We start from the raw sequence: 13,852 nt of genomic DNA on the forward strand, positions 1-13,852 counted from the left end.
CCGCCGCTTCGCCCTCACAATCCCAAGACTCATGAAGCCCCTGAACCGCCTGATCCCGATCTTCTACGCCGCGACCGCCATCGCGGGCAGCGCCCAAGTCGAGCCGTTCTCGCTGGACGCCTCAGACCCGAAGGAAATCGGCAAGGGCACCATCACCTCCGAGCAGTCGGCCATTTCTCCCGGTACGCCATTTACCGTAGCGATCCATCTTTCCCACCCGGAAGGCTGGCACAGCTACTACAAGAACTCGGGCGGCATCGAACTCCCTCCGGAGATCACGTGGAACCTGCCTGACGGTTTCAAGGCGGCCGCATTGCAGTGGCCCACACCCGAGCTGTTCGCTTCCGACTTCGGAACCAGCATCGGTTACGCCGAAGGCCCAACCCTGCTCGCCGAGATCACTCCACCGGCCGACCTCAAGCCGGGAACCAACGTCACTTTGGGAGCCGAGGCGACATGGCAGTATTGCCAGCCCGGCAAGTGCATCAACGACGAGGAATCCCTCAGCCTCGAGCTTCCCGTGGGTGAACAGGCCGTGACTGATCCGGGTCAGGCGGGACTCTTCTCCGAAGCCCGGGCCGCACTCCCCCAAGCTCTTGCGGCGTCGAGCGGTTCTTCTTTTCCGGGGGCAGCGGGTGATGTGCTTGTCATACGCCAAGGCAAGGAGGTGACACTCCAGATCTCGGGTCAGACGGCCGAAGCGATCAAGGGCAACATCGCGTTCGCACCTGACCAACCGTTCGTTGCCCCCGTTGATTTCACCGCAGCGTCAGTTGAGGACGGGACCATTTCCCTCCCGCTGAAGCAGGCCATCGACATCGCCGACAAGCCTGTCCCAATCGAAGGCGATGGAATCAGTGGCATCCTCCTCTTGAAGGACGGACCTGCGGTCGCCATTCCATTCACGAAGTTCGGCAAAGCGCCGGCACCGCCTGTATCGTTCTCGCAACTGCTCCCCATCTTGGGCGGCATGCTCATCGGCGGCCTGATCCTCAACCTCATGCCCTGCGTCTTCCCGGTCATCGGGCTCAAGATCATGGGCTTCGTCCAACAGGCGGGCGAGGACCGGAAAAAGATCATTTTCCACGGCCTCGCCTTCACATTGGGCGTGCTCGTTTCCTTCTGGATCCTCAGCGGCATCCTATTCGCCCTGCGTGCCGGCGCTGCGCCGGGACAGGAGATCGGCTGGGGTTATCAGTTGCAGAATCCATGGACCATCCTCGTCCTGATGCTCCTGATGTTCGTTCTCGGACTGAGCATGTACGGAGTCTTCGAGATCGGAGCATCCGCGACCGGATTTGGAGGATCCCTCCAATCCAAGCAGGGGCTGAGTGGCTCGTTCTTCTCCGGCATCCTCGCCACGGTGGTCGCCACACCCTGCTCCGCTCCATTCCTCGGCGCGGCGATCGGGGCGGCGATCGCACTCCCCGCCCTTCAGTTCTTCCTCGCCTTCACCTTCATGGCCCTGGGGCTCTCCCTACCCTACCTTATCCTGTCGATTTTCCCCAAGTTGGTAGAGATGCTCCCGCGGCCCGGTCCTTGGATGGAATCCTTCAAGCAGGCGATGTCATTCCTGCTTTTCGCGACAGCGGGATTCCTTCTCTGGGTCTACACCGCCCAGATCGGATTGGGCAACATGCTCAACGTCGTCGTGGGACTTACGCTAATCGCGATCGCAGGCTGGATTTTCGGTCGCTGGGATACGCCGGCCAAGAGCCCTGCGGTCCGTTGGGCCGCCAAAGCGCTGGTTGTGGTGTTTGCGGTCTTTGGATTCATCGCATGCAAGCCTCCGGCTGAGTCATCGATCACCTGGGACACGTGGAGCAGCGACAAGGTCGAGGAACTGCTCGCGGACGGGCAACCGGTTTATGTCGATTTCACCGCACAATGGTGCGCCACGTGTCAGGTGAACAAGAAGCGGGCCTATCCTGAGGAAGTCGCGACACTGATGAAAGAGCGTGGGATTGTCGCGCTCAAGGCGGACAAGACCAAAGCCAACCCGGAGATTGACGCTAAGCTGGAAGAGCTCGGCCGCAGTGCAATCCCGGTGAACGTTCTCTACGTTCCCGGCAAGGAGCCGATCATTACCCCCGAAATCCTGTCGGCCGATTACCTCAAGGACTTGTTCACCAAGGAGGTTCCTGCCCCCACCGAATAGCGAAAGCCAACCGGTGGCAGCCGTTTCCCTTAGCTTCACCTCCCATCCTGACCGACTCCACTCTTTGCGTCGGCCCGGAAGCTGCTCATGGTGTTGCCATGAGCGAGACTCCCGTGTTGGTGAAGAACGATCCGTGGCTGGAGCCACAGACCCCTCACATCCTCGCCCGGCGCCAGCGGTTCTACGACTCGCTGCCCCACATCGCCGACGCCAACGGCAAGATCGCCGGCTACGCCAATGGCCATCTGCTCACCGGCCTCCACCTCCAGCCCGACGGCACGTGGCTGGTCCGCGAGTGGCTCCCGGCGGCCCAAGCGGTCAGCTTGGTCAGCGACTTCAACGACTGGGATGGCGAGGCTTCCCCGCTAACCAAGGGATCCAACGGCATCTGGTCGGCGAAGCTCCCTGCGGATTCGGTCCGCCACGGGCAGAAATACAAGCTCCGCATCACCGGAGCGGACGGCACGACCCGTGACCGTATTCCAGCCTGTGCCCTGAGGGCGGTGCAGGACCCCACGTCCCACGATTTCGCCGCCCAAGTCTGGCAGCCCGACGAAAGCTACCAGTGGAAGAACCGGTTCGATCCGTCATCGGTCAAGGTCCCGCTGATCTACGAAGCCCACGTCGGCATGTCGGGCGAAGAACCCCGCATCCACAGCTACCGCGAGTTTGCCAACACCGTGCTGCCGCGTATCGCCAAGGGCGGCTACAACACGGTCCAGCTGATGGCCGTTCAGGAGCACCCCTACTACGGCTCGTTCGGCTACCACGTCTCGAACTTCTTCGCGCCCTCGTCCCGCTTCGGCACTCCGGAAGACCTGAAATACCTCGTCGACACCGCCCACGGCCTCGGGCTGGCGGTGCTGCTCGACATCGTGCACTCTCATTCGGTGAAGAACCTCGCCGAGGGCCTCAATGACCTCGACGGCTCGGGCAATCTCTACTTCCACGCCGACGGACGCGGCGAACACCCGCAGTGGGACTCGAAGTGCTTCGACTACGGCCGCCCCGAAGTCCGCTGCTTCCTGCTTTCGAACATCCGCTATTGGATCGAGGAATTCCACTTCGACGGCTTCCGCTTCGATGGCGTCACCTCGATGCTCTACTGGCACCGCGGATCGACCGCCTTCGACCACTACGACAAATACTTCGTCCACGACGTCGACAACGACGCGATCCTCTATCTCCAGCAAGCCACCTCACTGGCCCGCGAACTGCAACCCGGCTGCCTGCTGATCGCCGAAGACATGTCCGGGATGCCGGGCCTCTGCCGCCCAATCGAGGAAGGCGGCGTGGGATTCACCCACCGGCTGGCGATGGGTGTGCCCGACTACTGGATCAAGCTGCTCAAGCACACCCGTGACGAGGATTGGAACCTCGATGAGATGTGGGGAACCCTGATCAACCGCCGCTACGGGGAGGCCAACATCGCTTACGCCGAAAGCCACGACCAGGCATTGGTCGGCGACAAGACCGTGGCCTTCTGGCTCATGGACAAGGAGATGTACTGGCACATGGGAGTCGAAGACCCCCATCCCGTCATCGAGCGAGGAATCGCCCTGCACAAGATGATCCGGCTCGTGACCTTCGCTCTAGCCGGCGAAGGCTGGCTGAACTTCATGGGCAACGAGTTCGGCCACCCGGAGTGGCTCGACTTCCCACGGGAGGGCAACGACTGGTCCTACCACTACTGCCGCCGGCAATGGTCGCTGGTCGACAACCCGGCACTGAAGTACAAGTTCCTCGCCGCCTTCGACCGCAAGATGCTGCAACTCGGCAGGGACTACGGACTGCCGGGCAACGAGGCTGCCGAACTCCTCAATCTCGACAGCACCAACAAGGTGCTCTGCGTGTCACGCGGCCCTCTGATCTTCGTCTTCAACTGGTCAACCGACCGCTCGGTTCCCGACTACAAGTTCCACGTAAGTGGCTCGGGAGACTACAGGATCGTCCTCTCAAGCGATGACCCTGAAACCGGCGGCCACGACCGAGTCGACACCTCGTGCATCCACAGCGTCGATGCCGACAGCAAACTGAGCGTCTACACTCCGGCTCGCACCGTGATTGTGCTCGCACCGGTCTGACCGGCGCTCCAATCAGAAATCCTTCCTGCAGAAGGAGAACAGCGCGAGCCCGAGAACGACCGCCTCGAAGACCGCCGAGGTGCCGAAAATGTACCACAGCGAGTGCCTTTGCTCGTATTTCTCGGTGACCTGGCGAGCCATCGGGTCGCCCGACATGCCGGCCAAGAGCATGTCGAAGGTAACTCCGGAGAGAAGCGACGGCCGTTCCTCGAAGCGGATCAGCTTCTTCATGTAGATGGTGCATTCGCGGGTCTTCGGAAACGGGGTGCCGATCGCCTTGAACGTCTCGTTCCAACTACGCGCACCCTCGCCCGCACCCTCGTCGGCGTCGGTGACCTGCCCCGACTCCAGACTGATCTCGGCCCCCATCTCGGGGAACATGACACCCATCTTGTAGGATACATCCTCGGCCCACCCCATCAGGAGGGACACGCCCCAGATCCCCAGTCCGCCGAGCAGGGCAAAGGCCGTCGAGCGCGTCCACACCGCCAGGAGCACGGATACGCAGTAGATCAGACTGAAAATGAAGGTCACCAGCGGCACCGCCCAGAAAACCCCGAGGTTCCATTCGGCAATCCTCAGTCCGAGCGCGAAGAACACCACCAGCGAGAAGATCGCCACCTGGACCGCAACGAACCCGAGTGCGAACAGATACTTGAGCAGGAAGATGCCGACCCGGCTGACCGGCTTCGACAGTGTCGTGCCGATCGATCCCTCGGCGAGAAAGTCGGGAAAAATCGACACGGCCGAAATGAGACCGAGCAAGACCACCACCCAAGCCAGCCAAAAACGCACGATGACGTCGGTGAACAGCAGGATGTAAAAAGCCACCGACTCGTTGGTGCCCGCGGCGAAGGCCGGCTCCTCGAACTTCTTCAGGCCGAAGAAAAACGTGATGCCGTTCTCATCGAAACCGATCGAGGCATAGAAAAGCGCGACCATCAGCGAGATCGCCATCGAGATCCCGAACAACTTTCTCGCCCGTAGCAAGCGGACCGAGTCGGAGAATACAGCCAGCATCACTCTCATGGCGCCTGCCTCCCTTCGAACTTCACCGTCTCCATGAAGACCTCCTCGAGCGACGACCTCGACTCCTTCACCTCCCGCACCGGGACATCGGCGGCGCGGAGGGCGTCGATGACGGACTGAACGCCCCGGGCATCGTCCGCGGCTACGGTTACCCGGTCGCCTGCCACCGTTGCCCCGTCCGCCTCGAAGCGATCCTTCAGGTCGAACGGAACCGGCCCGAGGGACCGGACCTCGAAAGTCCGCGCCCGATGGGTCAGCTCGTCGGTCGTGCCGGACTTGACGATCCTACCCGCCGCCATGATCGCGACCTCGTCAGCGATCTGCTCCACTTCGCCGAGAAGGTGGCTGTTGACGAACACCGTCCGGCCCTCGTCGCGCATCCGTTCGATCACCTTGCGGATCTCCACCCGACCCGGCGGATCGACCCCGTCCGTCGGCTCGTCGAGAAACACGATGGCGGGGTCGTTCACAAGAGCCTGCGCGAGTCCGACCCGCTGGCGCATGCCCTTCGAGTAGGTCCCGTTCTTGCGGTCCGCCCAGTCGCTCATCCCGACGGTTTCCAGAAGTTCTCCGGTGCGCTGACGCGCGAGCTTGCCGGGGACTTTCGCCAGCCCAGCCGAGTATTCGACGATCTGGCGGCCGGTCAGGTAATCGGGAAACCGGGCATGCTCGGGCAGATAGCCGACCTTCGCCAAAGTACGTCGGTGACCGATCCTCTCCCCCAGCAACCGCCCGCGGCACTCGGTGGGCCGCACGATGGTCAGCAGTGACTTGATCAAGGTGCTCTTGCCGGCGCCGTTGGGACCGAGCAGCCCGAACACGCACCCCTCGCGGACCGAGAGTTCGACACCCTTCAGCGCCTCGAAACGCCCGTAGCGCTTGCGCAGCCGCTTGATCTCGATTGCCAATCCATCCACGGTGCCTGTCATAGCGAGGCCTCCCCGGGGTCCGAAAGAAAAACCGAGGCGACTTTACGTCTGCCGGATCCCGGCTAAGTTCCCCAGCAAATCGGAATAGGGGCGAACCCCCGAAACTCCCACTCCCATGAAAGCGCTTGTTTCCCTTCTCACCCTGTTCGTGTTCAGTTCCTGCAACGCCATGTCCGAAGAAGAAAAGAAGCCCGCAGAGGCCCCCAAGGTTCCCGAAGGAGCCGAAGTCATCACTCTCGGAGCCGGTTGCTTCTGGTGCGTCGAAGCCGTCTATGCCCAGCTTGACGGTGTCCACGCCGCCGTTTCCGGCTACATGGGTGGGACCGTTGCCAATCCGACCTACGAGCAGGTCTGCAATGGCACTACCGGCCACGCCGAAGTGGTGCAGGTCGTCTACGATCCGAAGAAGATCTCGACCGAAAAGGTGATCGCCTGGTTCTGGCAGCTACACGATCCGACCACGCTGAACCGTCAGGGCGCGGACGTCGGCACCCAGTACCGTTCCGCGATTTTCTACCATACGGACGAGCAGAAGAAGATTGCCGAGGCTTCGAAGAAGGCGGCCGCCAGCGACTTTGAGGACCCGATCGTCACCGAGATCACCAAGGACTCGACCTTCTATCCGGCCGAGAACTACCACCAGGATTTCTATGCCGAGAACAAGTCGAAGAACGGCTACTGCCGAATGGTGATCGAGCCGAAGCTGAAGAAGCTCAAGCTGGATCACTGACGGACCTTTCGGCATTTGCCGTTTGTCATTCCGGACTTGGAACCGCAGTTTCCGCGGCATGTCCAAATATGCCGGTGAAGAGGTTCTCGTCGTACCCCGCTCCCTGTTCGATGAACTCGGAGCCTTCGAAGGAATCCGGACCGAAGGTCTCGATGGGGCCATCGCCCGCTTGCTCGATCCGACCAGCCACTTCTTCATGGATCGGGCGGCCGCCGAGGACGATCCGACCCACAAGCAGCTGATTCCCTACTGCGTGATCCGCTGTGGGACGCGGGTCCTCAATTACACCCGCGGCAAGTCCGGGGGCGAAAGCCGCCTCCACGCGCTGCGCTCGGTCGGCGTCGGCGGCCACATCAACCCGGTCGACACCGGTGGCGGCAAGACCGGCCCCGACGCCTACCAGGCCGCCGTCGAGCGGGAACTCGAAGAGGAACTGCGCTTCGATGTCCCGCACACCAACCGGATCATCGCGTTGCTCAATGACGACACCAACCCGGTCGGGCAAGTCCACTTGGGGGTCGTCCACCTGATCGAAATCGAGTCCGACGCCATCCACTCCAACGAGGATGCTCTCGCCGACCTGACCTTCACCGAGCTCGAGGAACTCAATGGCCCGATGTTCGACCGACTCGAAACCTGGTCACAGTTCTGCGTCCGCCACCTGGCGGAAGGCTAAGCCTTTCCGGGGCATCGACATTCCTGTCGATGGGCAGAGGTCTTGATCGACAGAAGCGTCGATCCTCCGAACAGAACCGCTACCACTCCTCCCCGAGCCCGTAGCGTCCGGCAAGCTCAAGCAGGTCCTCGCGCATCGGCCATTCGTCCGGACGCTCGCTGACTTCGTGGCGCTTGCTGGCACCCTTCAGCATCATGCAGCCGGTGTTGTCACCGATCGCCTTCACCTCCTCGACTTCTTCTGGAGAAAGCCGGACGTCGGGCATCACCGCGAACTCGCGAATCCGGTCTTCGATCGGACGCGCATCGTCGCCCGCCTCCTGAATGAAGGTCGGCACGACGCACTCGACGGGTTTCTGGCTAAGGTTCCAAATTGCGGCGAACTCGACCATGCTCAGGCCGTGACGCTCGGCGATCGGCTTCATCTTTTCGATCTTCTCAAGACCGTGCTCGACCCAACCTTCGGGACGATACGCCCGATGATCGCCCGGCTTGAACTCGTGACCCGGCTTCATGTCGCCGAAGAACAACCCACCGAAGTCGACCACCCGCGTCAGCACCTTGACCCCGTGCTTTTCACAAGCGGGTAGCGCCAGTCCTACCGGCCATGGTTCGAGCGGATTCAGGATGAGCATCGCCCAGTCGATCAGGTCACCGAAGTTTTCGAGGCAGTGGATCACATCCAGCGTGAAGCCGTTGGCCGGGCCGGGTGCGATGCCGAGCCGATCGCTCAGACCTTCTTCCTTCAACGCGTTCATGCCTTCCCACACCGCCGGACTGGTGTAGCCCGCCTCATCGGGATTGTGGAGCATCACGAGATCGAAGTGGTTGGTCCGGCAACGCTCGAGCGACTTCTCACAGGCCATCCGCAGGTAGGCCTTGTAGCCTTCGGGACCACGCAGTTCCGGGTCGGTGAAGCGCGGATAGCCGCGGTTCCCCTGACGCTGACCTTGGTAGAAATCGTGCCCGAGTGTCCCAACAAGACAGTAGCTGTCCCGATCGATCCCAACGAGTGCCTCGCCGAGAAGTTCGTCGGCCTTGCCGTTTCCGTACACGTCGGAGGTCACGAAGGTGCGGAAGCCCGCCTCATAGGCCGTGCGGATGCACTCCATGTAGCGCTCCTCGCTCAGCGTCTCGCCGAAGTGCATGAAGCGTCCCCCGCTCCAGGTGCCGTAAGCAGTCGTGGTCAGATCCATGCGGGGGAAATAGTTCGGATGATCGCTGCGGTCAACGGCGTGAGGGAATCCGCGGGAATTCTGAGCGGATTCGGGAACTGCCGGCCACTACTCCCTCGGTGCCCAGACCCGGGACCGGATCTCCGAAACGCTCCCCTGCATCCGCGCGCGCGGACCACTGCCGCCGTCGGAGTCGACCGTCTGGACTGACTCGTATTCCTCCCGCATCAGGAGAGGATAGAGCAGCGAGGCCCAGATCCGGCCCTGCGTGATGGTGATCTCGGAATCGACCTTACGACCGTCGAGACCCGCCTGGTCGTCGAGACTGAGTTCGCCGACCACGGAAAAGACGCCGCAGGGGTGACCTCCCACCGCTTCCTCACCTTCGAAAACGAGCTCCACGCGACCCACCACGTTGTAGGGATCGAGCACCTTGACCGAACTTCCGGTTAGCACGATGCGATCGCCGGGCTTCCACTTCCGCGAGGACGAGAACCACTGCACACGAGGATGGGCACCGGACTCCACCATCATCATCGCCACCTGATCCTTGAGCGCGTCAGCCCAGACCACCTTCTTGAAATTCGCCTCCTGCCCCATCGAACTCGGCTTCCAGCCATCCGTGGTCAGCAGGAATTCCAGACTCTCGCCCTCCAGTTCGCGTCCCCCCTGCACGTCGGCCGCCGAATTCGGTGTCGCGTCGGGAGCCTGTTGCAGATGCTCCTTGTCCTTCTCCTCAATGATCCTCCGGCTCGATTTCACCAACGTCATCCGGTAACTGCCGGGCTCCTTCACGAAGGTGACCTCTGTTTCGATCTTGTGATTGAGAACGCTGATCTCCTTGCCGAGGGCGGAAGTCTCGACCTTCCGGAAATTGTCGAACTTCCGCGTGATGTTGAGCCGACCATCAATCTGGCTCGGGTAATCCAGGTCCCGTCGGAACGTGACTCCATCGGCCGACCGCTGGACTTGGGAGGCCAACGCCGGATCAACGTCGCCGCCGGGAGCGGGAGTTGATGAGGCGATCTTTCCACCACCGCCCCCAAACAGCTTTCCGGCCTCGTCACAACCACCCAACAAGAGCAGTGCGGCAAGCAGCGGAAGGCCTCGGAAAACACTCATGAATTGCTGGGATTCAAGCACCTAACGGGCGATTTGGCGAGCGCCATCAGGAGCTCCTTTCCTGCGCCCGCCGGCAGAGCAGGCTCTGGTCCATTTCGAGCGCCGGCGAATCCTCGCCGGCCTCGCCGACAATCTGCGCCGGAACGCCGGCAACCGTGGTATGGGGAGGCACATCCGCAAGTACAACGCTGCCCGCGCCGACTTTTGCTCCTTCTCCGATCTCGACGCGTCCCAGGATTTTCGCGCCGGCTCCAAGAAGCACGCCGGATCGGACCACCGGATGCCGGTTGCCGGTCTGCTTGCCGGTGCCCCCGAGCGTCACCTCGTGCAGAATCGAGACATCGTCTTCCACGATCGCGGTTTCCCCGACGACGAAGCTGGTCGCGTGGTCGAGCAGGATTCCGCACCCGATCCGGGCTGCCGGATGGATATCCACGCCGAACACCTCACTGGCGAGACTTTGGAAATACAACGCGAGATCGCGGCGGTCCCTCGACCACAGATGGTGCGAAATGCGATAGGTCGAGATCGCCATGAACCCCTTGAAGAAGAGCAGCGGCTGCAACGGCGTATCGCAGGCCGGATCCCGTTCGACGATCGCGCAGAGATCACGGGCGATACTCCGGACCAGCGATTCGTCCTCCCGCAAAATGCCCGCCAGCAGCGGATTCAGCTCCTCCCGGGTCATGTCCTCCCGGGCGAGCTTCCGCGCCAGACGCACTCCAACCGCCGAACCAAGGCACGGCTGATCGAGAATCACCCCTTTCACCAGCATCCGCAATCCGTGCTCTTCGTCGTGCACCTTGGCCGCGGCATCCCGGATCCGCTCCCATACCTCCGCGACATCGACCGATGCCGACCGGCAGATACGGACATCCTTCGCCCTTTCCCGAGCGTCTTCGCTGTGCTGCTTTGAATCCATGCGTATCTCCCAGAAGCTCGAGTATGCGTGCCGCGCGATGGCGCAGCTCGCCCGCCGCCATGACGGGCGCACGATTACACGCCTTGAGGAGCTTGCGCAACGGGAAGCCGTGTCCGCCAATTTTCTGGTACAGATACTCAATGACCTCCGGCGGGGCCAACTGATTGAGAGCCGCCGCGGCAAGGGCGGCGGATATCTGCTCGGCCGACAACCGGATGCGATCTCGCTGCTCGACATCGTCGAGGCGGTCGAACCGTCGCTGCTCGCGACATCGACGCAGCCGGAAGGCGATTGCGGAGCGGCTGTGAAGCGCGCGTGGGAGTCCGTGACCACCGCCACTCGCGAACAGCTTGCCGCCATTCCCCTCAAACAGCTCGCCGAACGCGGAGGCGAGCCGATGTACTACATCTGAAGCCGGTCAATCCCGGCTCCTGCCCGGCGTGACTTCCATCACCACGTCGACCGTGCCACGTCGCACCTTGACTTGGACCGACACCTCCGGGCGAAGAAGGTAGAAGGCGTTCACCGCGTCTCCGTAGTCGCGAATCCGACGCCGGTTGATTTCCAACAACACATCGCCGGCCTTCACACCGGCCCTACCTGCCGGCGAATCCGCTACCACCCGGCCAATCTCTGGCGGATCGGCGCCCGGCTGCAGCGTCAGACCGACCCATCCACGGGTGACGGAGCCGGTGCGGGCGCTCTCCAGCACATGATTCAGAACCTCGGCGGGAATCGCATAGATCGAGTCCTCGTCCGCAGGCCGGTGAGCGACCGCCGCAACCAAGCCCGAAGCATCGAGAAGAGGAGTGCCCGGCTGAGGAGCCGGACCATCGCCGTGACCGAGACGCAGCAGGGTAAACGGCAGGAAACGACCCCCGATTTCCTCAACCTGCGCCTCAATTCTCAGGCTGCCAGCCGCACCGGGAAGCTTGAGCACACCGCCCGCGGGAGCCTGACGGGAAAGATTCCAACCCGTTCCCAGCGGCGCGCTCGAACGGAAAACCACAAGTCGTGAAACCGGATCGACCACGGTTTGCGTGATGGGGCTCGGGGCTCCCACAAGCTGCACTTGCTTCGGATCTTTCCCGGCCACCGCGAGACCGATCGCTTCATGGCCACCCTGAATCACGAACGCAGCGGCGGATGGCGACTCGGAGCCGAAGCGGGTCTGCAACATGTCACCGCCAAGGCAGACGGCGATGCATCCAAAGAAGACGCCCGCGGCGACGGCACGCCGGGTTTTCCCGAGGGGGGACATCCGAAAGCGCCGCTCTTAGAACTCCTGCTCTCCGATCTTCCCTTCGGAAGACGGACGGAGATCAAGCTCGTCGAGCTGGGTCGGAGCCACATTCTCGACCGGGGCGACCACACGATGGTCAACGGCTTCCGGAACGATGGACTCCACTTCCTGACCGCGGGGCATCGAAATCACGATGGCGAGCACTGCGGCGTAGGCTACTCCGGCACCGTAGGCCCACTTCGCCAGACCCGGCTCGGACAGCCAGTCGGTGAAGCGCTGCCACAGGACCGAAACCCGGCTCCCCCGAACCGCCTCTTCACGGCGGCGTTGGTGGAACTCGCGAAGGAAATCCTCCATGTAACTCTCAGGCGGCCCTTCGTGGCGCTTGAGAGCAAGTAGGTTTCCGATCTCTTGGTCGCTGATTTTCACGGCGGCGAATAGTTAAAGAATCTAAACTTTTAACCAAAATGCAAGGATTTTTTAAAATCTCTGTTCCCAGAAGTCTTGCAAGTAGGTCTGAAGGTGCTGGTGGGCATAATGGAGACGTGATCGGACCGTCCCCACCGAAACCTTCAGGATCTTCGCGATCTCGGCGTGTGGCAGGCCCTGCACGTCGAACAGTGTCACCACCGTTCTGTGGGATTCAGACAGGCTCTGCATCGCTTCGTTCAATCTTTTCTGCAGTTCGTGGACATTCGCCTGCCGCTCCGGGTCGGCATCCCGACCCGTATCCACCAGTGCCGGATCCTGGTGAACCGACGAATCCATCTCGTTCAGACTCAGCCCCGTGCGCCGCTTCCGTTTTTTGAGGAAGTTGAGGGTCATGTTGACCGCGATCTGGTAAATCCAAGTGTAGAACGTGGACTTTCCCTTGAATTTCGGCAGCGAATGATAGGCCCGGGCAAAGACGTCCTGCAGGAGGTCGTGGGTATCCTCCTTGTTGGAAGTCATGTTGTAGATCAGGCCGTACAGCTTTTCGCCATACTTCAGGATCAACGCGTCAAACGCACGCGTGTCGCCCTCTTGGGCGCGCGTCACGAGATCTTCGTCCGGATCCGGCCTTGGGGTGTCATCCGGCATTTTCGGGGGAACAGGGGTGAACGAGCCCAAGGCTACACGCCCGGCGGCCCCTGTCAGCAGCAAAGCGGTCCAGCGGATCACGCTTGGCCGGGCCCGCCGATTGCTCCAGCCTCCGCCCATGGCTTCCGCCCAATCGATCCGCTCCGCGATCCGCGACATTCCGAATTTCCCCCAGCCCGGCATCGTCTTTCGCGACATCACGCCGGTGCTCGCGGATCCGGGACTTTTCAAGGACTCGATCACGCTGCTCTGCGACACCGCCGGCGGCACGGCCATCGACAAAATCGTGGGCATCGACGCCCGGGGGTTCATCTTCGCCGCCGCGGTGGCCGACCGGCTCGGCGCCGGGTTCGTCCCGGTCCGCAAAAAGGGCAAGCTGCCGTGGAACACCCGGGGACTGTCCTACACGCTGGAATACGGCGAGGCCGAGGTGGAGATCCACGAGGACGCCGTCAATCCCGGCGAGAAGGTGCTGCTAGTCGACGACCTCCTCGCCACGGGCGGCACCGCCTCCGCCGCGGTCCAGCTGCTCGACGGCCTCGGCGCCGATCTCGTCGCGGTCTCGTTCCTGATCGAACTCAACGGCCTGTCAGGCCGGGACAAGCTCGGAGACCACCGGATCGAGTCGATCGTCCAGTATGAATGAGGCCAATTCATCCGCGGCAGCAGTAATCCGGCGGATCACGACACTCCCGCCACTTGCCC

General features: G+C 62.2%; 14 protein-coding genes. 6 read left to right on the forward strand and 8 right to left on the reverse strand.

Annotated features, from left to right (window positions below; all coding sequences use genetic code 11):
• Positions 1-31 precede the first annotated feature (31 nt).
• Positions 32-2,158, forward strand: coding sequence for a protein-disulfide reductase DsbD family protein (locus HAHE_RS00225; protein ID WP_338687504.1), 2,127 nt, complete (start codon positions 32-34; stop codon positions 2,156-2,158).
• A gap of 98 nt (positions 2,159-2,256) precedes the next feature.
• Complete coding sequence (locus HAHE_RS00230; RefSeq protein WP_338687506.1) at positions 2,257-4,242, forward strand: alpha-amylase family glycosyl hydrolase; 1,986 nt, start codon at positions 2,257-2,259, stop codon at positions 4,240-4,242.
• A 12-nt stretch (positions 4,243-4,254) separates the two neighbouring features.
• Here HAHE_RS00230 and HAHE_RS00235 read toward each other — a convergent pair whose 3' ends face one another.
• Both HAHE_RS00235 and HAHE_RS00240 read right to left on the reverse strand, forming a co-directional pair.
• Positions 4,255-5,271: a hypothetical protein gene (locus HAHE_RS00235; RefSeq protein WP_338687508.1), complete on the reverse strand. Its 1,017-nt coding sequence runs from the start codon at positions 5,269-5,271 to the stop codon at positions 4,255-4,257.
• Positions 5,268-6,200: an ABC transporter ATP-binding protein gene (locus HAHE_RS00240; protein WP_338687510.1), complete on the reverse strand. Its 933-nt coding sequence runs from the start codon at positions 6,198-6,200 to the stop codon at positions 5,268-5,270. The genes HAHE_RS00235 and HAHE_RS00240 overlap by 4 nt, the downstream gene beginning before the upstream one ends.
• A 115-nt stretch (positions 6,201-6,315) precedes the next feature.
• On the opposite strand from HAHE_RS00240, the gene msrA reads away from it, so the two are divergent.
• The gene (msrA, locus tag HAHE_RS00245; RefSeq protein ID WP_338687512.1) at positions 6,316-6,930 is read left to right on the forward strand and encodes a peptide-methionine (S)-S-oxide reductase MsrA; all 615 of its coding nucleotides are present in this window, start codon (positions 6,316-6,318) and stop codon (positions 6,928-6,930) included.
• A 58-nt stretch (positions 6,931-6,988) separates the two neighbouring features.
• The gene (locus HAHE_RS00250; protein ID WP_338687514.1) at positions 6,989-7,606 is read left to right on the forward strand and encodes a hypothetical protein; all 618 of its coding nucleotides are present in this window, start codon (positions 6,989-6,991) and stop codon (positions 7,604-7,606) included.
• A gap of 79 nt (positions 7,607-7,685) precedes the next feature.
• Here HAHE_RS00250 and HAHE_RS00255 read toward each other — a convergent pair whose 3' ends face one another.
• The 3 genes from HAHE_RS00255 to cysE all read right to left on the reverse strand — a co-directional run bounded on the left by HAHE_RS00255 (position 7,686) and on the right by cysE (position 10,824).
• Positions 7,686-8,801, reverse strand: coding sequence for an aldo/keto reductase (locus tag HAHE_RS00255; protein WP_338687516.1), 1,116 nt, complete (start codon positions 8,799-8,801; stop codon positions 7,686-7,688).
• A gap of 87 nt (positions 8,802-8,888) precedes the next feature.
• Positions 8,889-9,902, reverse strand: coding sequence for a hypothetical protein (locus tag HAHE_RS00260; RefSeq protein ID WP_338687518.1), 1,014 nt, complete (start codon positions 9,900-9,902; stop codon positions 8,889-8,891).
• 46 nt (positions 9,903-9,948) lie between these two features.
• Positions 9,949-10,824 carry a serine O-acetyltransferase gene (cysE, locus tag HAHE_RS00265; protein ID WP_338687520.1) on the reverse strand — a complete coding sequence of 292 codons (876 nt, stop codon included), beginning with the start codon at positions 10,822-10,824 and terminating at the stop codon, positions 9,949-9,951.
• On the opposite strand from cysE, the gene HAHE_RS00270 reads away from it, so the two are divergent.
• Positions 10,823-11,236 carry an Rrf2 family transcriptional regulator gene (locus HAHE_RS00270; protein WP_338687521.1) on the forward strand — a complete coding sequence of 138 codons (414 nt, stop codon included), beginning with the start codon at positions 10,823-10,825 and terminating at the stop codon, positions 11,234-11,236. The genes cysE and HAHE_RS00270 overlap by 2 nt on opposite strands.
• Before the next feature lie 6 nt (positions 11,237-11,242).
• Here the strand turns inward: HAHE_RS00270 and HAHE_RS00275 are convergent, their stop codons facing one another.
• The 3 genes from HAHE_RS00275 to HAHE_RS00285 form a co-directional block, all read right to left on the reverse strand.
• Positions 11,243-12,004 (reverse strand): PDZ domain-containing protein, encoded by a 762-nt coding sequence (locus HAHE_RS00275; RefSeq protein ID WP_338687522.1) that lies wholly within the window; start codon positions 12,002-12,004, stop codon positions 11,243-11,245.
• Positions 12,005-12,100: 96 nt separating this feature from the next.
• Positions 12,101-12,496: a hypothetical protein gene (locus HAHE_RS00280; protein ID WP_338687523.1), complete on the reverse strand. Its 396-nt coding sequence runs from the start codon at positions 12,494-12,496 to the stop codon at positions 12,101-12,103.
• Positions 12,497-12,547: 51 nt separating this feature from the next.
• Positions 12,548-13,228 (reverse strand): sigma-70 family RNA polymerase sigma factor, encoded by a 681-nt coding sequence (locus HAHE_RS00285; RefSeq protein WP_338687524.1) that lies wholly within the window; start codon positions 13,226-13,228, stop codon positions 12,548-12,550.
• A gap of 37 nt (positions 13,229-13,265) precedes the next feature.
• On the opposite strand from HAHE_RS00285, the gene HAHE_RS00290 reads away from it, so the two are divergent.
• Positions 13,266-13,793 carry an adenine phosphoribosyltransferase gene (locus HAHE_RS00290; RefSeq protein WP_338687525.1) on the forward strand — a complete coding sequence of 176 codons (528 nt, stop codon included), beginning with the start codon at positions 13,266-13,268 and terminating at the stop codon, positions 13,791-13,793.
• Positions 13,794-13,852: the final 59 nt, after the last annotated feature.

It is taken from the genome of Haloferula helveola, from assembly GCF_037076345.1.
GTDB lineage: Bacteria > Verrucomicrobiota > Verrucomicrobiia > Verrucomicrobiales > Akkermansiaceae > Haloferula > Haloferula helveola.